Origin of the sequence: Rathayibacter sp. AY1G1 (assembly GCF_002932095.1) — a bacterium.
GTDB lineage: Bacteria > Actinomycetota > Actinomycetes > Actinomycetales > Microbacteriaceae > Rathayibacter.
On record NZ_PSUZ01000021.1, the window covers coordinates 54083 to 72718 of the forward strand.

The window sequence follows — 18636 nt, forward strand, 5'->3', positions numbered from 1 at the left end:
TGCCGTTCTGAGCCTTGCCGAAAGGTATCTGAGCCACGTCACGACAGTAGCGACCGGCGGCGGCTCGCACACGACGGTTGCGCCCGCGCTCGGGCCTGTGCAAACGGACCCGGGGAGCGCGTGCCGGAGGGTCGCGGCGGGTCCGCGTCCCGCCGATCCGCGGTGGTCGGGGTCCGCTAGGGTGACCGAGCGCGACCGCCCCGGTGCTCCGCGACCGGGCGCTCCGGGGTCCGCAGAGAGTCGAGGGGTGCCGTGAAGGCGATCCGCCGCTTCATCGTCCGCTCCGTCCTCCCGCCCGAGCTCTCGGCTCTGGGCGATCTGGCGGGCAATCTCCGCTGGGCCTGGCACGAGCCCGCCCGGCGCTTGTTCGAGCGGGTCGATCCGGAGCTGTGGCGGCGCGGGGGAGCGGACCCCACCGCTCTGCTCGGAGCAGTGAGCCCCGAGCGCCTCGCCGAGCTGGCGGGGGACCAGGGCTTCGTCGACGAGGCGTGGCGCCTCCGCGACGAGCTGGAGCGCTACCGCACCGAGCCGCGGTGGTACCAGTCGCTGCCGGAGTCCGCCCCGCGCTCGATCGCCTACTTCTCGCCGGAGTTCGGCATCGCGGCGGCGCTGCCCCAGTACTCCGGCGGACTCGGCATCCTCGCGGGCGACCACCTGAAGGCCTCCTCGGACCTGGGCGTGCCGCTCACCGGCGTGGGCCTCTTCTACCGGTCGGGCTACTTCTCGCAGAAGCTCTCCGCCGACGGCTGGCAGCTCGAGTCCTACCCCTCGCTCGATCCCGACGGGCTGCCGCTGCGCGTCGTCCGTCTCGCCGACGGCTCGCCCGCCCGCATCGTGATGGCGCTCCCCGAGGGACGCGCGCTCTACGCCCGGGTCTGGCGCGCGGAGGTCGGCCGGGTGACCCTCCTCCTGCTCGACACCGACATCCCCGAGAACGAGGACTCGCTCCGCTCCGTCACCGACCGCCTCTACGGCGGCGGCGGCGAGCACCGCCTGCTGCAGGAGCTGCTGCTGGGCATCGGCGGGGTCCGCGCGCTCGAGCTCTGGGCCGAGGTCTCGGGCGGCGTCCTCCCGGAGGTGTTCCACACCAACGAGGGGCACGCCGGCTTCCAGGGGCTCGAGCGCATCTCCGGCCTGATCGGCGCGGGTCTGGACTTCGACCAGGCTCTTCAGGTGGTGCGGGCGAGCACGGTCTTCACCACGCACACTCCGGTGCCGGCGGGCATCGACCGCTTCGACCGCGGGATGATCGAGGAGTACTTCTCCACGGAGCTGCTCCCGGGCGTGCAGGTCGAGGACGTGCTCGCGCTGGGCGCCGAGCCGGGGGACTCCGGGACGGCGTTCAACATGGCGTACATGGGCCTGCGGCTCGCGCAGCGCTCCAACGGCGTCTCGACGCTGCACGGCGAGGTCAGCCGCTCGATGTTCTCGAGCCTCTGGCCCGGCTTCGAGACGGCGGAGGTGCCGATCGGCTCGGTGACGAACGGCGTCCACGCGGCCACCTGGACCGATCCGATCCTCCGGCGGCTCGCGGAGGAGCGGCTCGGCACCGACGACACGACGCGGGCCGACTGGGCCTCGGGCGCGCTCGGCGACACCGAGCTGTGGGCCGCGCGCCGGGCGATGCGGGAGCAGCTGGTGCAGGACGCCCGCCGCCGCGCCGCCCGCTCCTGGCGCGAGCAGAACCCGGGCGGCCTCCCGCCGGCCTGGCTCGACGAGCTGCTGGACCCGGACGTGCTCACCATCGGCTTCGCGCGGCGGGTGCCGACCTACAAGCGGCTGACCCTGATGCTCCACGACCCCGAGCGTCTGCGCGCGCTGCTCACCCACCCGCAGCACCCGATCCAGATCGTCATCGCGGGCAAGTCCCACCCGGCCGACGAGGAGGGGAAGCGCCTGATCCAGCGGCTCGTCCGCTTCGCGCAGGAGCCGGACGTGCGCCGCAGGATCGTCTTCCTGCCGGACTACGACATCGCGATGGCGCAGCTGCTCTACCCGGGCACCGACGTCTGGCTCAACAACCCGCTGCGCCCGCTCGAGGCGTGCGGCACCTCGGGGATGAAGGCGGCGCTCAACGGCTCGCTCAACCTCTCGATCCTCGACGGCTGGTGGAACGAGTACTTCGACGGCGAGAACGGCTGGGCGATCCCCTCCTCCGACCGCGCGCTCGACCCGGAGGCCCGCGACACGCTCGAGGCCGAGGCGCTCTACGAGCTGCTCGAGACCGAGGTCGTGCCGCGCTACTACGAGCGTGACCACGACGGCGTGCCCCGGCGGTGGGTGCGGTCGATCCGGCACACCCTCGCGACCCTCTCGCCCGAGCTCTCCGCCGAGCGGATGGTGCGCCAGTACGTCGAGGCGCTCTACTCGCCGGCCGCCGAGGCCGGGCGCGCCGTCGCCGCCGATCACTTCGAGCCGGCCAAGGAGCTGGCGAGCTGGAAGCGGCGGGTCCGCGCCGGCTGGGCCGGAGTCGCGGTCGCGTCCGTCGAATCCGGCGGGATCGACGCGGTGCCCCAGCGCGGGGACCGGCTCGCCGTGCGGGCGGGCGTGCGCCTGGGCGAGCTCTCGCCGGCGGACGTCTCGGTCGAGGTCGTGTACGGGACGACGTCCGCTGACGGCTCGCTCACCGAGGTCCGCCACCACGAGCTCGAGGTGGTCGAGGAGTCGGGTGCCGTGGTGCCGGCCGACGCGGTCGGGCGCGTGCCCTACGCCGGAGTGGTCACCCTCGACCGCAGCGGATCCTTCGGCTACACCGTCCGCGTCGTGCCGCGGCATCCCCTCCTGGCCCGCTCCGCCGAGCTGGGCCTGGCCGCCGCCGCCGGCTGACCCCGCCCGGTCCCTCTCCGCGGGATGCCGCTCCGGTGCGCCTTCCTCGACGCCTCGCGGACCGGGACGGGGTCTCGCGGGAGGAGGACGGCGCCCGGAGGAGGACGGCGGGGGAGCAGGGGTCAGCGCGCGATGTCGGCGAGGAGGGCGGCCGTCGCGGCGACGAGGTCGGCGGGGGCGAGCTCGATGTCGAAGCCCCGGCGCCCGCCCGACACGAGCACCGTGTCGTGGAGCTCGACGGTCTCGTCGATCACGGTGCGGTGCCGCGTCCTCTGCCCGAGCGGCGAGATGCCGCCGAGCACGTAGCCGGTCCGGCGCTGGGCCAGCACGGGGTCGGCCATCGCCGCCCGCCTGCCTCCGACCGCGGCCGCGAGCTCCTTCAGCCCGAGCGAGCCGGTGACGGGCACGACGCCCACCACGAGCTCGCCGTCCACATCGACCATCAGGGTCTTGAACACGCGCTCCGGCTCGACGCCGAGCGCCTCGGCCGCCTCGAGCCCGTAGCGCGTCGTGGCCGGGTCGTGCCGGTACTGGCGGGGAGTGAAGGGGACGCCCGCCGCCGTCAGCGCGACGGTCGCCGGGGTCCCCGGCCCGCTCCGCGCCATCAGGCGTCCTGCTCGGCCGCCGGCCCGTGCGCGGCGAAGAGCTGCATCGAGGTGCCGGCCACGCGGATGACCTGCCCCGGCTCGAACGACTCGCCGTGCTCCAGCGGCTCCGGCTCCTCGCTGTTCCACAGGCGCGTGTAGCCGGTGACCCCCTCGCCCTCGGCGAGCACGACCGTGGTGTCCTGCTCGACGCCGTGCACCACCAGCAGGACGCGGTCCGGCTCGCCCTCGACCGGCGTCGAGGCGGCGAGGTACTGCAGCGTCCGGTTGGCGGCGGAGGTCCAGTCGTGCTCGCTCATCCCGCGCCCGTGGGCGTCGAACCACGTCATGGTCGTGGCGCCCGGCTCGCTCGCGTCGCCGCTGCCGTAGCGGGAGGGACGCAGCGCCGGGTGCTCACGCCGCAGGCGCAGCAGGGTGCGCGTGTGCGCGCGGAGCGCGAGCTGCCAGTCGGCCAGGCCCTCCCAGCGCACCCAGGTCAGGTCCGAGTCCTGGCAGTAGGCGTTGTTGTTGCCGCGCTGGCTGCGCCCGGTCTCGTCGCCCGCCGTGATCATCGGCACGCCGGCCGACAGCAGCAGGGTGCCGAGGAGGTTCCGCATCGCCTTGCGCCGCGCCAGCGTGATCCGCTCGTCGGTGGTGGGGCCCTCGAAGCCGTGGTTGAAGGAGCGGTTGGTGTCGGCTCCGTCGCGGTTCGACTCGCCGTTGCCGATGTTGTGCTTGACGTTGTACGAGACGAGGTCCGCCAGCGTGAAGCCGTCGTGCGCGGTGACGAAGTTGACCGAAGCGAGGGGTCCCCGCTCCGCCGAGAACGTGTTGGACGAGCCCGAGAGCCGGGTCGCGAAGCCGCCGATGCCGACGGGGGCCGTGCCGGCGCGGCGGGCGTAGTCGATGTCCGAGAGCCAGAAGTTGCGGGCGCGGTCGCGGTAGCGGTCGTTCCACTCCGACCACCCGGCCGGGAAGTTCCCGGTCTGCCAGCCGCCCATTCCCACGTCCCAGGGCTCGGCGATCATCTTCACGCCGGCCAGCGCCGGATCCTCGACCGCGGCCCGCAGCAGCGGGTGGTCGCTCCGGAAGTGCGCGATCTCGTCCCGGCCGAGGGTCGCGGCCAGGTCGAGCCGGAAGCCGTCGATCCCGACCTCGCCCGACCAGTAGCGCATCGAGTCCAGCGCGAGGCGCTGCGCCGCGGGCCGGCCGAAGTCGATCGTGTTCCCGCAGCCGGTGACATCCACGTAGTGGCCCTCGGGCGTCTGGCGGTACCAGCCTGCGTCGTCGATCCCGCGCAGGCTCGACATCGGCCCGCCCGGCCCCTCCTCGGCGGTGTGGTTGTAGACCACGTCCAGGATCACCTCGAGGCCGGCCTCGTGCAGGAGCTTCACCATCCCCTTGAACTCGCGGAGCACCGCGGTCGGTCCGCCGCGCTGCGCGGTGGAGGAGGCGTACGCGGCGTGCGGGGCGAAGAAGTTCAGAGTGTTGTAGCCCCAGTAGTTGGTCAGCCCCTGCCGCAGCAGGCGCTGCTCCGACACGAACGCGTGCACGGGCAGCAGCTCGACCGCCGTCACGCCCAGCTCGAGCAGCGCCGAGACCGTCGACTCGTGCGCCAGGCCGGCGTAGGTGCCGCGCAGCTCCACGGGGAGCGCCGGGTTCAGCCGGGTCAGCCCCTTCACGTGCGCCTCGTAGATCACGGTGCGGTCCATCGGGGTGCCGGGCCGGGAGGAGGAGCCCCAGTCGAACGCGTCGTCCACGACGACGGAGCGCCACTCGTTCTCCGCCACCCGGTGCAGGCCGCGGGAGTACGGCTCCAGCAGGGCCCGGCGGGGGTCGAACCGGTGTCGGAGGCCCGTCGGCCCGTCGACGCGCAGGGCGTAGCGGCGGCCGGGGGCCAGCAGATCGGAGCGCGCGGACCAGACCGCGGCGTCGTCGCGCGCCAGCGGGACCGTGCGGGTCACCCAGGTCGGATCCTTCTCGTCGTACAGCAGCAGATCGACGGCGCTCGCGCTCTCGGACCAGACCCGCAGCTCACCGCCCTGATCGTCCACGGTCACGCCGAGCCGGGCCAGGGGATCGTGAGAGGTCATGCGACTTACAGTAGTGACGGGCACCGGCTCCCTCCGTGCCCCCGACGCGGGACGAAGGGCTGCTGTGATCTACCTCGACCACGCCGCGACCACCCCGCTGCGCGCCTCGGCGCTCGCCGCGTTCGCGGAGGCGTCCGCCCACGGCGGCAATCCCTCCTCCGTCCACGGCTCCGGCCAGGAGGCGCGCCGCCGGCTGGAGGACGCCCGGTCGGCGCTCGCCGGGGTGCTCGGCTGCGAGCCGATCGAGGTGATCCTCACCGCCGGCGGCACCGAGGCGGTCAACCTCGGGATCAAGGGCCTCTACTGGCAGCGCCGGAGCGAGGACCCGGCTCGCGTCCGGGTCCTGGTCGCCGAGGGGGAGCACCACGCGACGCTCGACTCGGCCGCCTGGCTCGCCGAGCACGAGGGCGCCGTCCTCGAGTGGCTGCCTCTCGACGACGAGGGCACCCTGCGGCCGGAGGCGCTCGCCGCGGCGCTGGAGGAGGACCCCGGCTCGGTCGCCCTGGTCACGGTGCTCTGGGTCAACAACGAGATCGGGACGATCAACCCGATCGCCGAGCTGGCGGCCGCGTGCGCCCGCGCCGGCGTCCCCCTCCACGTCGACGCGGTCGCCGCCCTCGGACACGTGCCGCTGCGGATCGCCGAGATCCGCCGCGCCTCCGGCTCCGGGCGCGGCGCGGGACTGGCCGCCGTCAGCGTCTCGGGTCACAAGGTCGGCGGGCCGATCGCGACCGGTGCGCTCGTGCTCGCTCGCGACGCCCGCGTGGTCCCGGTGCTGCACGGAGGCGGACAGCAGCGGGGCGTCCGCTCCGGCACCCAGGACCTGCCCGGCGCCGCGGCCTTCGCCGCCGCCGCGGTCGAGGCGGACGCCGAGCTGTCGGTGGAGGCGCAGCGCCTGGCGGCCCTGCGCGACCGGCTCGTCGCGGGCGTCCTCGCCGCCGTGCCGGGGGCGACCCTGACCGGGCCCGCCCTCGACTCCGGACGCCGGGTCGTCAACAACGCGCACCTCGCCTTCCCCGGTGCGCAGGGCGACTCCCTCCTCTTCCTCCTCGACACCGCGGGCGTCTCCGTCTCGACCGGGTCCGCCTGCACGGCGGGGATCCCGGAGCCCTCGCACGTGGTCCTCGCGCTCGGCCGGAGCGAGGACGAGGCCCGCGGGGTGCTCCGGATGACGCTCGGCCACACCTCGACCGACGCGGACGTCGACGCCCTCCTGGCCGCGCTGCCCAGCGCCTACGCCCGCGCCGCCCGAGCCGGACTGTCGAACCGCGCGGTGCTGCCCGCCTGACCCCCTGCCGGCCGCGCCCGCGGGAAACGTAGACTCGCACGGTGAAGGTTCTGGCGGCGATGAGCGGTGGAGTGGACTCGGCGGTGGCCGCGGCCCGCGCGGTGGAGGCGGGGCACGACGTGGTGGGCGTGCACCTCGCCCTGAGCAGGATGCCCGGCACGCTGCGCACGGGCAGCCGGGGGTGCTGCACGATCGAGGACTCGATGGACGCGCAGCGCGCCGCGAACGTCCTCGGCATCCCGTACTACGTGTGGGACTTCTCCGAGCGGTTCAAGCTGGACGTCGTCGACGACTTCGTCGCCGAGTACTCGGCGGGCCGCACCCCGAACCCCTGCATGCGCTGCAACGAGCGGATCAAGTTCGCCGCCCTGCTCGAGAAGGCTCTCGACCTCGGCTTCGACGCCGTCTGCACCGGCCACTACGCTTCCCTCCGCACCGCCGCCGACGGCTCCCCGGAGCTCCACCGCGCGAGCGACGAGGCGAAGGACCAGTCCTACGTCCTCGGCGTGCTGACGGAGCAGCAGCTGCGGCACTCGATGTTCCCGCTCGGCTCCACGCCGTCCAAGGCGATCGTGCGCGCGGAGGCGGCGGAGCGGGGCCTCAGCGTCGCGAGCAAGCCCGACAGCTACGACATCTGCTTCATCCCCGACGGCGACACCCGCGGCTGGCTCGCCGAGCGCGTCGCCCCCGAGACCGGAGCGGTCGTCGATCGGGACGGCGCGGTGGTCGGCTCCCACGAGGGCGCCCACGGGTACACGGTGGGCCAGCGCCGAGGCCTGCACCTCGGCGTCCCCGCGCCCGACGGACGGCCCCGCTTCGTCCTGGAGGTGCGGCCGGTGAGCAACGAGGTCGTCGTCGGTCCGCGCGAGGCTCTGCGCATCGGCGAGATCGCCGGCGAGCGGTTCACCTGGGCGGGGGCCGCTCCCGAGGACGCGGACGCGCCCTTCCGCTGCGACGTCCAGATCCGCGCCCACGCCGACCCGGTCCCCGCCTCCGCGGTGGTGTCGCACGTCGATGGCAGGGTGGAGCTCGTGATCACTCCGGACTCGCCGCTCGACGGCGTCGCCCCCGGCCAGACGGCCGTCGTCTACCTCGGCACCCGCGTGCTGGGCCAGTGCACGATCGACCGCACGGTCGCGGCCGACGCCGCGGTGCTCCGGTGAGCGCCGTCGAGCCCGCCGCCCGCGTCGAGGAGCTGCGGGCGCGGATCCGGTCGGCGAGCGACGACTACTACGCGGCCGACTCCTCGCCGCTGTCCGACGCCGAGTACGACGCCCTGGTGCGCGAGCTCGCCGCGCTCGAGGCCGAGCACCCCGAGCTCGCCGCCGAGGACTCGCCGACGCGGACCGTCGGCGGGATCGTCGGAGCGGGCCTCGCCCCGATCGACCACGCCGAGCGGATGCTCTCCCTCGACAACGTGTTCTCGGCCGAGGAGCTGCGCGAGTGGTGCGAGAAGACGGTGGCCTCGGCCGACCGCCCCGTCGCCTGGCTCACGGAGCTCAAGATCGACGGGCTCGCGATCTCCCTCCACTACGAGGACGGCCGCCTCGTCACGGCGGCGACCCGCGGTGACGGCCGCACCGGCGAGGACGTCACCGTCAACGCCCTCCGCGTCGCGGGCATCCCCGAGCGCCTCTCCGGCGAGGGCCACCCGGCACTCGTCGAGGTCCGCGGCGAGGTCTTCATCCCCGTGGCCGCCTTCGCCGAGCTGAACGCCCTCCAGGAGACGCTGCGCGACGAGGCGGTCGAGGAGGCGCGGACCCGCTGGTCGTCCCGCCCGCCCGCCACCCGAGGCGTCTTCGAGGAGGAGAAGGCGCGCACGAGCGCACTGCGGCGCTTCCCGACCTTCGCCAACCCGCGGAACGCGGCGAGCGGCGGCCTCCGCCAGCAGCTCGACAAGAAGTCGGGTCTCGACCTGCGCGCCGGCGAGGCGCGCGTCGGCTCCCTCGCGCTCTACGTGCACGGCATCGGCGCCTGGCCGGACCCGCCGGTCGCGACCCAGTCCGAGGTCTACGGGCTCCTCTCCTCCTGGGGACTGCCGGTCAGCGGCCACAACCGCGTCTCGGCCTCGGTGGAGGAGGTGCTCGCCTTCGTCGACCGCTACGGCCGCGAGCGGCACTCGGTCGAGCACGAGATCGACGGCGTGGTCGTGAAGGTGGACGAGCTCGAGCTGCACGACGAGCTCGGCGCCACCAGCCGGGCGCCGCGCTGGGCGATCGCCTACAAGTACCCGCCCGAGGAGGTCCACACGAAGCTCCTCGACATCGTCGTGAGCGTCGGGCGCACCGGCCGCGCGACGCCGTTCGCCCAGATGACCAAGGTGAAGGTCGCGGGGTCCGAGGTGCGCCAGGCCACGCTGCACAACGCCGACGTGGTCAAGGCCAAGGGCGTGCTCATCGGCGACACGGTCGTGCTGCGGAAGGCCGGGGACGTCATCCCCGAGGTGCTCGGCCCGGTGGTGGAGCTCCGCGACGGCTCCGAGCGCGAGTTCGTGATGCCGACGCAGTGCCCCGAGTGCGGCACCACGCTCGCTCCGGCCAAGGAGGGCGACGTCGACCTGCGCTGCCCCAACGCGGAGTCCTGCCCCGCGCAGGTCCGCGGGCGCGTCGAGCACATCGGCAGCCGCGGCGCGCTCGACATCGAGGCGCTCGGCGAGGTCAGCGCCGCCGCCCTGACCCAGCCCCTGGTGCCCGCCGAGCCGCCGCTGCGGACCGAGGCCGGGCTGTTCGAGCTCACGGTGGCCGATCTCTTCCCGATCGAGGTCGTCGTCCGCGACTCCGAGACGGGTCTGCAGAAGCTCGACGCGAAGGGCGATCCGAAGGTCGTCACGCCCTTCAAGCGCAAGCGGCAGCTCGCCAAGGACGGCGCCTTCGACCCGGAGGCGGGAGCCTTCGCGGGGGACGCCGCCTCCGTGCCCTCCACCAACGCCCTCCGGCTGATCGAGAACATCGAGCGGGCGAAGACCAAGGAGCTGTGGCGCCTGCTGGTCTCGCTCAGCATCCGGCACGTCGGCCCGGTCGCCGCGCGCGCGCTGGCGGGCTACTTCGGCTCGCTCGACGCGATCCGCGGGGCGAGCCGCGACGAGCTCGCCGCGGTCGACGGGGTGGGCGGGATCATCGCCGACGCTCTGATCGCCTGGTTCGAGGTCGACTGGCACGTCGAAATCGTCGACCGCTGGGCCGCGGCCGGAGTGCGCTTCGCCACGCCCGGCCACCCCGGGCCCGGTGCCGCGGACGCCGCCGGCGGGGTGCTCGCGGGTCTCACGGTCGTAGCGACCGGCAGCCTGGAGGGGTACTCCCGCGAGGGGGCGCAGGAGGCCATCCTCGCGGCCGGCGGCAAGGCCGGCTCGAGCGTCTCCAAGAAGACCGACTACGTCGCCGCCGGTCCCGGCGCCGGCAGCAAGCTCGGCAAGGCCGAGGCCCTGGGGCTCCGGATCATCACCGCGGCCGAGTTCCACCTCCTGGTGACGGAGGGACCGGACGCGATCGCGCTGCCGGAGGAGGCGTCCGCCGACGCTCCGGAGGAGGCCGCCGCCGGCCCGGACGGGGACGTCGCCGGCGCATCGCACTCCGACCTCTCGCCGGAGGACGACGCCGTGCCGGAGATCGACGCCGTCCCGGACACGGCCGCCCCGAGCACGGAGGAGCCGACCGGGCCCGATGCCTGACGCGGGCGGCGGGGAGCGGCGTGCGTTCCTGCGCCGCTCCCTCGCCGACGCAGCGTCGCTCGCGCTCGACGCCGCGGCTCGGCCCACCACCGCCGAGCGTCGGACCGCCGAGGTGCTCGGGCGGATCGACCACGTGGTCGTGCTCTCCTTCGCCGGCCGCAGCCGCGACCAGGTCCTCGGCGCGCTCGACGACACGGACGGCCCGGTGTTCACCGGCGGCACGGACGCCGTGATGACCGCGCCCGGCCCGGACGATCCTCCGGGCGCGCGCTTCGCCCCCGAGATGCTGCCGGTGCACGCGCTCCTCGCCACGGCCTTCGCCCGGGCCGACCACTGGCGCGCTGACGGCCGCGATCCGCTGCCGGCGGCCCTGCGCGCGGCCCGGGAGACCGGCACCGGCTGGGCTCTCGCGGTCGACGAGCGGCAGGGCGTCTCGACCACGCTCCTCGCCGATCCGGAGTGGCCCCACCGCGACCCGGGCGCCGCCGGCTCCCGCGGCGGGCGCCTCCTTCCCATCGACGCGCTGGCCGCCGAGGCCGCAGCCGGCACCCTGCCTCCGCTCGTCCTGGTCGAGCCGCGGTCCCTCGTCGATCCGGCCGACTTCGCCGACGCCGCAGCCGCCGGCACCGATCGATCCGCCGATGCGCGCCTCGCGGAGCAGCTGCTGCACGTCGTGTTCGACGCCGTCCGCGACGGGGAGCGGGCGGGGCGGCGGATGCTGCTCCTCGTCACCGCGCGGGGGAGCGCGGAGCGGCCCGGCACGGTGCCGGCGCTCGTGCTCGCCTCGGCCATCCCCTCGGGTGCACGGATCGGCGTGCCTCTCGGTCCGGAGACTCCCGCGCAGCTCGTCCGCGCCCGGGCGGGCGTGCGCCGGGCCCTCGTCGATCCGCAGGTCCGAGAGCTGGCCGCACTCCTCAGCGGTCCCGACCGGTCCCTCGCGCGCTGGCCCCGCACGGCGCCGGCTTTCGCGCCGCCCGCGCCGGTCGGGCGGCGCCTCCGCGACGCGGCCCGCCGCGCGCACGTCGACCCCGAGCCGGAGGCCGGACTGCTCGCCCGCGTTCGAGCCGCCGTGCCGGGCGCGTCGCTACACTCCGAGCAGGCGCAGGCGGCGCAGGAGAGGCGGCGGAGATGACCAGCGAGCGGACTCCCTCGGAGCACGACGACGGAGCTCCCCGCTCCCGCTCGCGCCGCCGCTTCCTGGCCGGCACCGCCGCCGCCGGAGTCGGAGCCGGAGCCCTCGCCGGCGGCGCGATCGGCGCGGCCGTCGCCTCCGGCCCCCGCCGCGAGGAGGAGCCGCGACTGCCCGCCCGCACGGAGCCGGGCTTCGACCACGTCGTCGTGATCATGTTCGAGAACCGCTCCTTCGACAACGTCCTCGGCCGCCTCTACGGACCGGACGACCTGCCCGCGGGCGAGAGCTTCGAGGGCCTCCTCCCCGACGAGCGGACGAACACCAGCGCCGGGGGACTGACCGTCGGCACGCACGTCTACGAGGGCGCCACCGACTCCGTGATGCGCCAGCCCGACCCGGACCCGGGCGAGGAGTACCCGCACGTCAACACTCAGCTCTTCGGCACGGTGGATCCGCCCGAGAACGCCGGCCGCACCGTCGGCGCCATGACCGCGCCCTTCAACGCGCCCGCCGACGCCTCCGCCCCGACGATGAGCGGCTTCCTCGAGGACTACGTCCAGCACCTGAGGGTGATGAAGAAGGGGCAGGAGCCCACGGCGGAGGAGGCGCGGACGATCATGGGCGGCTTCTCGCCGGAGATGCTGCCCGTCTTCTCCACCCTCGCCCGCGAGTTCGCCGTCTTCGACCAGTGGTTCTGCGCCGTCCCCTCCCAGACCTTCTGCAACAGGTCCTTCCTGCACGCGTCGACCTCGCACGGCTTCGTCACCAACAAGCAGGGCGGCGGCTACGAGAAGTGGCTCGCGGACGACCTGGCCGACGCGCCGACGGTGTTCAACCGCCTCGAGGAGGCGGGGAGGACCTGGCGCGTCTACTTCGACGCGCTGCAGGTGGTCTCGTACACCGGCTTCCTGCACGCGCCGGTGCTCGAGAAGTACTGGAAGACCCACTTCTCGACGATGGACCGCTTCTACGCCGACGTGGAGAACGGCGAGCTGCCCGACTACGCCTTCCTCGAGCCGCGGCTCGTCTTCGACCACAACGACATGCACCCGCCGACCGGCGTCCTGCACGAGGACGAGGTCGACGGCACGCCCGTCTACGACAGCGCGCTGTCCGACGTCCGCGCCGGCGAGCTGCTGCTGCACCAGGTGTACTCGGCGATCCGGGAGAGCGCGAGCACGACCGGCTCGAACGCGGTGAACACCCTCCTGCTGGCGACCTTCGACGAGCACGGCGGCCTCTACGACCACGTCCCCCCGCCGTCGGCGACTCCGCCGGGCGACGGCCGCGAGGGCGAGATGGGCTTCGCCTTCGACCGGCTCGGCTGCCGCGTGCCGGCGATCGCGGTCTCGGCGTACACGAGGGCCGGCACGATCGTGCACGACGAGCTGCACCACGGCGCCGTGATCCGGACCCTCAGCGCCCTGCACGGCCTCGAGCCGCTGACCGCTCGCGACGCCTCCGCCCCCGACCTCTTCGGGGTGCTGACCCTCGACGAGCCGCGGCAGATCGGCGACTGGCCGACCACGGTGCCGCAGTACCTGCCTCCGAACCCCGAGGCGGCGCCCGCGCATCCGGCGCACGTGAACCGCGACAAGCCGCTGAGCCCGCCCGCCGTCGGCCTGATGGGCCTGCTGCTGGCCCGGTACGGCGAGCCCGGCGAGGACCTGCCGACCACCTACGAGGGCGCGTACAACGCACTCCTGAAGCACGGCGCCAGCCTCTTCGGCGGCTCCTGACGGGCGGGCGGCACGGGCGGAGGCGGTGCGGGCGCGCCGAGTAGACTGGCGGCCGGAAATCCCCCCGAACCACCAGACGGAGACGCATGTCCGAGATCACGGCCGACACGGTCGCCCATCTGGCCCAGCTGGCCAGGATCGACCTCACTTCCGACGAGATCGGGAGCCTCACCAGGGAGCTCGGCCAGATCGTCGACTCCGTGCGCGCGGTCCAGGCCGTCGCCACGCCCGACGTGCCGGCGACCAGCCACCCGATCCCGCTCGAGAACGTCTTCCGACCCGACGTGGTCGGCGAGACCCTCACGCTCGAGCAGGCGCTCTCCGGCGCGCCCGAGCACGACGGCAGCCGCTTCCAGGTCTCCGCGATCCTGGGGGAGGAGCAGTGAGCGCGCACGGCGACGAGCTCGTCCGCCTCAGCGCGTCCGCCCTCTCCGAGAAGCTGGCCGACGGCTCGGTCTCCTCGGTCGAGGCCACCCGCGCCCACCTCGAGCGCATCGACGCGGTCGACGGAGCGGTCCACGCCTTCCTCCACGTCGCGCGCGAGGGCGCGGTCGCGTCCGCCGAGGCGATCGACCGCCGGCGCGCCGACGGCGAGTCGCTGCACCCCCTCGCCGGAGTGCCTCTCGCGGTCAAGGACGTCATCGTCACGAACGACATGCCGACCACGAGCGGCTCCCGCATCCTCGAGGGCTGGCGCCCGCCCTACGACGCGACCGTCATGCGCAAGGTCCGCGAGGCCGGGCTGGTCCCGATCGGCAAGACCAACATGGACGAGTTCGCGATGGGCTCGACCACCGAGCGCAGCGCCTACGGCCCCACCCACAACCCGTGGGACCTCGACCGCATCCCCGGCGGCTCCGGCGGCGGGTCCGCCGCGGCCGTCGCGAGCTACGAGGCGCCCCTGGCCCTCGGCTCCGACACCGGGGGATCGATCCGCCAGCCCGCGCACGTGACCGGCACCGTCGGCGTGAAGCCGACCTACGGCGGCGTGTCCCGCTACGGAGCGATCGCGCTCGCCTCGAGCCTCGACCAGATCGGCCCCGTCTCCCGGACGGTCCTCGACTCCGCGCTGCTGCACGACGTCATCGCGGGCCACGACCCGCGCGACTCGACGTCGCTGCGCGACTCCTGGCCCTCCTTCGCCGACGCGGTGCGCCGCGCCGACGTGACGGGCCTCCGGATCGGCGTGGTCAAGGAGCTCGACGGCGGCGAGGGCTTCCAGCCCGGCGTGCTGGCGCGCTTCCACGAGGCGCTCGAGATCCTGCAGGGCGCCGGAGCCGAGGTCGTCGAGGTGAGCCTCCCGAGCGTCGAGCACGCGGTCGCCGCCTACTACCTGATCCTCCCCGCGGAGGCCTCCAGCAACCTCGCCAAGTTCGACTCGGTCCGGTTCGGCCTCCGCGTCACGCCGGAGGGCGGCGGCACGGTCGAGCAGGTCATGTCCGCGACCCGCGAGCAGGGCTTCGGCCCCGAGGTCAAGCGCCGGATCATCCTCGGCACCTACGCGCTCTCGGCCGGCTACTACGACGCCTACTACGGCAGCGCGCAGAAGGTCCGGACCCTGGTGCAGCGGGACTTCGACGCGGCCTTCGCCAACGTCGACGTGATCGCCTCGCCGACGGCACCGACGACCGCCTACCGCCTCGGCGAGAAGCTCGACGACCCGCTGGCGATGTACCGCGGCGACGTCGCGACCATCCCGGCGAACCTGGCCGGCATCCCCGGCATCTCCGTCCCCGCCGGCCTCGCCGACGAGGACGGGCTGCCCGTCGGCATCCAGTTCCTCGCTCCCGCCCGGGAGGACGTGCGCCTCTACACCGTGGGCGCCGCGCTCGAGGCGCTGCTCGAGGAGAAGTGGGGCCGCCCGCTCCTCGCGCAGGCCCCCGACCTGACCCACTCCGTGCTCTCCGCGACCGAGGAAGGTGCCGTCTGATGGCCTCCGCGCACACGTCCGCTCCCGAGCTGATGGACTACGACGAGGTCTTCGAGACCTTCGAGCCGGTGCTCGGCTTCGAGGTGCACGTCGAGCTCAACACGAAGACCAAGATGTTCTCGGACGCGCCGAACGAGTTCGGATCCGAGCCCAACACGAACGTGACCCCGGTCGACCTCGGCCTCCCGGGCTCGCTGCCGGTCGTGAACGAGCAGGCCGTCCGCTACTCGATCAGCCTCGGCCTCGCCCTGGGCTGCTCGATCGCCCCGTCCAGCCGCTTCGCGCGCAAGAACTACTTCTATCCGGACCTGGCGAAGAACTACCAGATCTCGCAGTTCGACGAGCCGATCGCCTTCGAGGGCTCGGTCGAGGTCGAGCTGGCCGACGGCTCGCTCGTGCAGATCCCGATCGAGCGCGCGCACATGGAGGAGGACGCCGGCAAGCTCACGCACGTCGGCGGCGCCACCGGCCGCATCCAGGGCGCCGAGTACTCGCTCGTGGACTACAACCGCGCGGGGGTCCCGCTCGTCGAGATCGTCACGAAGCCCATCTACGGCGCGGGGAAGAGCGCGCCCGAGTACGCGAAGGCCTACGTCGCGACGATCCGCGACATCGTGCTGGCGCTCGGCATCTCGGACGCCAAGATGGAGCGCGGCAACCTGCGCTGCGACGCGAACGTCTCGCTCCGCCCGATCGGTCAGGAGAAGCTCGGAACCCGCACCGAGACCAAGAACGTCAACTCGCTCCGCTCGGTCGAGCGCGCCGTCCGCTACGAGATCCAGCGCCAGGCGGCGATCCTCGCCGCGGGCGGCACGATCACGCAGGAGACGCGCCACTGGCACGAGGACACCGGCCGCACCTCCGCGGGCCGGCCCAAGAGCGACGCCGACGACTACCGCTACTTCCCGGAGCCCGATCTGCTCCCGGTCAAGCCGAGCCCCGAGCTGATCGAGGAGCTGCGCGCCGCGCTCCCCGAGAAGCCCGCCGACCGCCGTCGCCGCCTCAAGCAGGAGTGGGGCTTCACCGACCTCGAGTTCCAGGACGTCGCCAACAGCGGCCTGCTGGTCGAGATCACCGAGACCGTCTCCGCGGGAGCCGCTCCGCAGGCGGCCCGCAAGTGGTGGACCGGGGAGATCGCGCGCCTCGCGAACGCGGCGGGCGAGGACCCGGCCTCCCTGGTCACCCCGGCCCAGGTCGCCGAGCTCGCCGGTCTGATCGAGAGCGGCACGCTGACCGACCGCCTCGCCCGCGAGGTCCTCCAGGGCGTCATCGCCGGAGAGGGCACCCCGCAGGAGGTCGTCGACGCCCGTGGACTCGCGGTCGTCTCGGACGACGGAGCGCTCATCGAGGCGATCGACGCGGCACTGGCCTCGCAGCCCGACGTGCTCGCGAAGATCCGCGACGGCAAGGTGCAGGCCGCCGGTGCCGTGATCGGTGCCGTGATGAAGGCCATGAAGGGGCAGGCCGACGCTGCCCGCGTCCGCGAGCTCGTCCTGGAGCGCGCGGCCGGCTGAGCCGGTGCGCGGGGAGGTGCGGTCATGAGCGGTGGAACCGGCGACGCGCCCCTTCCCGCGCGGCTCGAGCTGCCGGCGGGCGCCCTCCTGCGTCCTCTCGTCTCGAGCGATGCGGACCTCCTGCACGCGGTGATCGGCGAGCAGCGACCGTGGCTCGCGGCTCTCCTCCGCGGGGACGATCCGGCCGCCCTGCCGTCGGCGTCCCTCGGCGACGACGTGCGCGGTCTCCTGCGCCTCGAGGAGGAGTCGCGTGCGGGCAGAGCGCACGCGTTCCTGCTCGTCGGCCCGGACCGCACCGAGGCGCTGGGCGCTCTGAGCGTCCGGCCCGGCGGCGGCGACTCCGCCGAGGCCTCCTGGTGGGTCGTCCCCGCCGTCCGGGGCTCGCGGCTCGAGGAGGAGCTCGACGCCTACGCGCGCCGCTGGCTCCAGCAGCACTGGCCCTTCGACACGGTCACCACGCCCGACAACCACCCCGACGATCCCGCCTCCCTGGCCGGGGCGAACATCGTGGCGCTCGTGCCCGTCGCGCCGGAGCGCACGGCCCTCCCCGACATTGACCCCGCCTCGGCGGCGCTCCTCTGGGCGGAGTACCGCTCCGCGCATCCGGGAGTCGACGAGGCGCTCCCGCCGGTCGAGGCGTTCGGCGACAGCACGGCGATGGCGGACGAGCTGCTGGGCCTCGTGCGGCGCGGAGTGAAGACGGCCACGGCGTCCCTCGCCGAGGAGGGGGCACCCGTCGCGGGCGACCACTGGATCGTCTGCGACGGCGCGGGAGCGGCGCGTGTCGTCCTCGTGACGGACGAGGTGCGGACCGGTCCGCTCGACTCCGTCGACGACGCGTTCGCCTGGGCCGAGGGCGAGGGGGACCGCACGCGCGCCTCCTGGCTCGACGGCCACCGCCGCTACTTCGCCCGCGTCTCACCGGGCGGCCTCGGCGACGTGGTCTTCGAGCGCTTCCACGTGGTCTGGCCGGAGGCCGACGCCGAGCGCGCGGCCGCCTTCGCCCGCTCGGTCGGAGCGTTCCGGCCCGAGGAGCTCGACGGGACTCCCTCGCAGACCTAGGGGGTTTCCCGGATGCCCCGCTCAGGCGCCCTGCGCCAGAGTGGAGTCATGGCTACTCTCGTGCGCCCCCGTCGGGGCAGGATCATCGCCGGCGTCTGTGCCGGTCTCGCCCGCCGATTCGGCTGGAGCCCCTTCGTGGTGCGTCTCCTGTTCGTGCTCTCGTGCCTCCTCCCGGGGCCGCAGATCATCGCCTACCTCGTGATGTGGGTGGTCATCCCGAAGCAGAAGTGACCGAGGCCCCCGCTCCGAGCAGCCTCTGAGAGAACGCTCAGCACCCGGAGCGACGAGGGGCCTACGGTGGCGGTGTGCGTCCGTCGGGCGCCGAGGAGGAGATCATGGGATTCCTGGACCGACTGCTGGGCCGCGACGAGCAGCCCGAGAGCGCACGCCGCTCGACGTGCGCGCCGCCGCAGGCCGCGGACCGCAGGCCCGAGTACGGCTCCCCTCCGGCGACGTCTCCGCGCACCGACGATGAGCGTGCCATCGAGCGCTACCGCTATCTCCTCCGCACCGCGCCGCCCGAGGCGATCGAGCAGGTGCACCGCGAGGCCTTCGAGCAGCTGACCCCGGAGCAGCGCCAGCAGGTCTTCCGAGAGCTCAGCGAGGGGGCCCCTGTCGGCGACGCGCCGAAGGACGACGATCCCCGCACGCTCGCCCAGTCCGCCACGAGGAGCGAGCTGCGCCAGCCCGGATTCATGGAGCGGCGCTTCTCCGGCGGCGGAGGCATGGGCTTCGGCGGCGTCCTCGCCTCCTCGATGCTCGGCACGATCGCCGGGTTCGCGATCGGCTCGGCCATCGCGG

Annotated in this window: 13 protein-coding genes and 1 pseudogene; 12 read left to right on the top strand and 2 right to left on the bottom strand. The window is 74.0% G+C overall.

Annotated elements, in window-relative coordinates; all coding sequences use genetic code 11:
* Positions 1 to 252: 252 nt before the first annotated feature.
* Positions 253 to 2826 (top strand): alpha-glucan family phosphorylase, encoded by a 2574-nt coding sequence (glgP, locus tag C5C36_RS12565; RefSeq protein WP_104260595.1) that lies wholly within the window; start codon positions 253 to 255, stop codon positions 2824 to 2826.
* A gap of 122 nt (positions 2827 to 2948) precedes the next feature.
* On the opposite strand, the gene ybaK is transcribed toward glgP, so the two are convergent.
* Together ybaK and glgX are read right to left on the bottom strand one after the other, a co-directional pair.
* Positions 2949 to 3431 (bottom strand): Cys-tRNA(Pro) deacylase, encoded by a 483-nt coding sequence (ybaK, locus tag C5C36_RS12570; protein ID WP_104226855.1) that lies wholly within the window; start codon positions 3429 to 3431, stop codon positions 2949 to 2951.
* A complete protein-coding gene (gene glgX / locus C5C36_RS12575) occupies positions 3431 to 5503 on the bottom strand; it encodes a glycogen debranching protein GlgX (protein ID WP_104309830.1) in 2073 nt (690 codons plus the stop codon). The genes ybaK and glgX overlap by 1 nt, the downstream gene beginning before the upstream one ends.
* On the opposite strand from glgX, the gene C5C36_RS12580 reads away from it, so the two are divergent.
* The 11 genes and pseudogenes from C5C36_RS12580 to C5C36_RS12630 all read left to right on the top strand — a co-directional run.
* Positions 5502 to 6791 carry a cysteine desulfurase family protein gene (locus tag C5C36_RS12580; RefSeq protein WP_104269082.1) on the top strand — a complete coding sequence of 430 codons (1290 nt, stop codon included), beginning with the start codon at positions 5502 to 5504 and terminating at the stop codon, positions 6789 to 6791. The genes glgX and C5C36_RS12580 overlap by 2 nt on opposite strands.
* A 41-nt stretch (positions 6792 to 6832) precedes the next feature.
* A complete protein-coding gene (mnmA, locus tag C5C36_RS12585) occupies positions 6833 to 7954 on the top strand; it encodes a tRNA 2-thiouridine(34) synthase MnmA (protein ID WP_181028759.1) in 1122 nt (373 codons plus the stop codon).
* A complete protein-coding gene (gene ligA / locus C5C36_RS12590) occupies positions 7951 to 10458 on the top strand; it encodes an NAD-dependent DNA ligase LigA (protein WP_104309831.1) in 2508 nt (835 codons plus the stop codon). The genes mnmA and ligA overlap by 4 nt, the downstream gene beginning before the upstream one ends.
* Positions 10451 to 11590, top strand: coding sequence for a hypothetical protein (locus tag C5C36_RS12595; protein WP_104309832.1), 1140 nt, complete (start codon positions 10451 to 10453; stop codon positions 11588 to 11590). The genes ligA and C5C36_RS12595 overlap by 8 nt, the downstream gene beginning before the upstream one ends.
* On the top strand, positions 11587 to 13329 hold the full coding sequence (locus C5C36_RS12600; protein ID WP_104309833.1) for an alkaline phosphatase family protein: 1743 nt from the start codon (positions 11587 to 11589) through the stop codon (positions 13327 to 13329). Before C5C36_RS12595 ends, C5C36_RS12600 begins: the two co-directional genes overlap by 4 nt.
* 86 nt (positions 13330 to 13415) lie before the next feature.
* A complete protein-coding gene (gene gatC, locus C5C36_RS12605) occupies positions 13416 to 13715 on the top strand; it encodes an Asp-tRNA(Asn)/Glu-tRNA(Gln) amidotransferase subunit GatC (RefSeq protein ID WP_104223877.1) in 300 nt (99 codons plus the stop codon).
* The gene (gene gatA, locus C5C36_RS12610; protein WP_104239402.1) at positions 13712 to 15259 is read left to right on the top strand and encodes an Asp-tRNA(Asn)/Glu-tRNA(Gln) amidotransferase subunit GatA; all 1548 of its coding nucleotides are present in this window, start codon (positions 13712 to 13714) and stop codon (positions 15257 to 15259) included. Before gatC ends, gatA begins: the two co-directional genes overlap by 4 nt.
* Positions 15259 to 16773, top strand: a complete 1515-nt coding sequence (gene gatB, locus C5C36_RS12615; protein ID WP_104309834.1) for an Asp-tRNA(Asn)/Glu-tRNA(Gln) amidotransferase subunit GatB — start codon at positions 15259 to 15261, stop codon at positions 16771 to 16773. Before gatA ends, gatB begins: the two co-directional genes overlap by 1 nt.
* 24 nt (positions 16774 to 16797) lie before the next feature.
* Entirely contained in the window at positions 16798 to 17835 is a 1038-nt protein-coding gene (locus C5C36_RS12620; RefSeq protein ID WP_104309835.1) for an ASCH domain-containing protein, read from the top strand.
* 48 nt (positions 17836 to 17883) lie between these two features.
* Entirely contained in the window at positions 17884 to 18066 is a 183-nt protein-coding gene (locus C5C36_RS12625; protein WP_104223873.1) for a PspC domain-containing protein, read from the top strand.
* A 104-nt stretch (positions 18067 to 18170) separates the two neighbouring features.
* A pseudogene (locus tag C5C36_RS12630) lies at positions 18171 to 18636 on the top strand (hypothetical protein); the annotation flags it as partial.

What these genes read in the sequence shown, in the direction of transcription:
- ybaK (WP_104226855.1), bottom strand. Translation starts at nt 3,431, where the DNA reads ATGGCGCGGAGCGGGCCGGGGACCCCGGCGACCGTCGCGCTGACGGCG.
- C5C36_RS12580 (WP_104269082.1), top strand. Translation starts at nt 5,502, where the DNA reads ATGCGACTTACAGTAGTGACGGGCACCGGCTCCCTCCGTGCCCCCGAC.
- glgX (WP_104309830.1), bottom strand. Translation starts at nt 5,503, where the DNA reads ATGACCTCTCACGATCCCCTGGCCCGGCTCGGCGTGACCGTGGACGAT.
- C5C36_RS12595 (WP_104309832.1), top strand. Translation starts at nt 10,451, where the DNA reads ATGCCTGACGCGGGCGGCGGGGAGCGGCGTGCGTTCCTGCGCCGCTCC.
- C5C36_RS12600 (WP_104309833.1), top strand. Translation starts at nt 11,587, where the DNA reads ATGACCAGCGAGCGGACTCCCTCGGAGCACGACGACGGAGCTCCCCGC.
- gatC (WP_104223877.1), top strand. Translation starts at nt 13,416, where the DNA reads ATGTCCGAGATCACGGCCGACACGGTCGCCCATCTGGCCCAGCTGGCC.
- gatB (WP_104309834.1), top strand. Translation starts at nt 15,259, where the DNA reads ATGGCCTCCGCGCACACGTCCGCTCCCGAGCTGATGGACTACGACGAG.
- C5C36_RS12620 (WP_104309835.1), top strand. Translation starts at nt 16,798, where the DNA reads ATGAGCGGTGGAACCGGCGACGCGCCCCTTCCCGCGCGGCTCGAGCTG.
- C5C36_RS12625 (WP_104223873.1), top strand. Translation starts at nt 17,884, where the DNA reads ATGGCTACTCTCGTGCGCCCCCGTCGGGGCAGGATCATCGCCGGCGTC.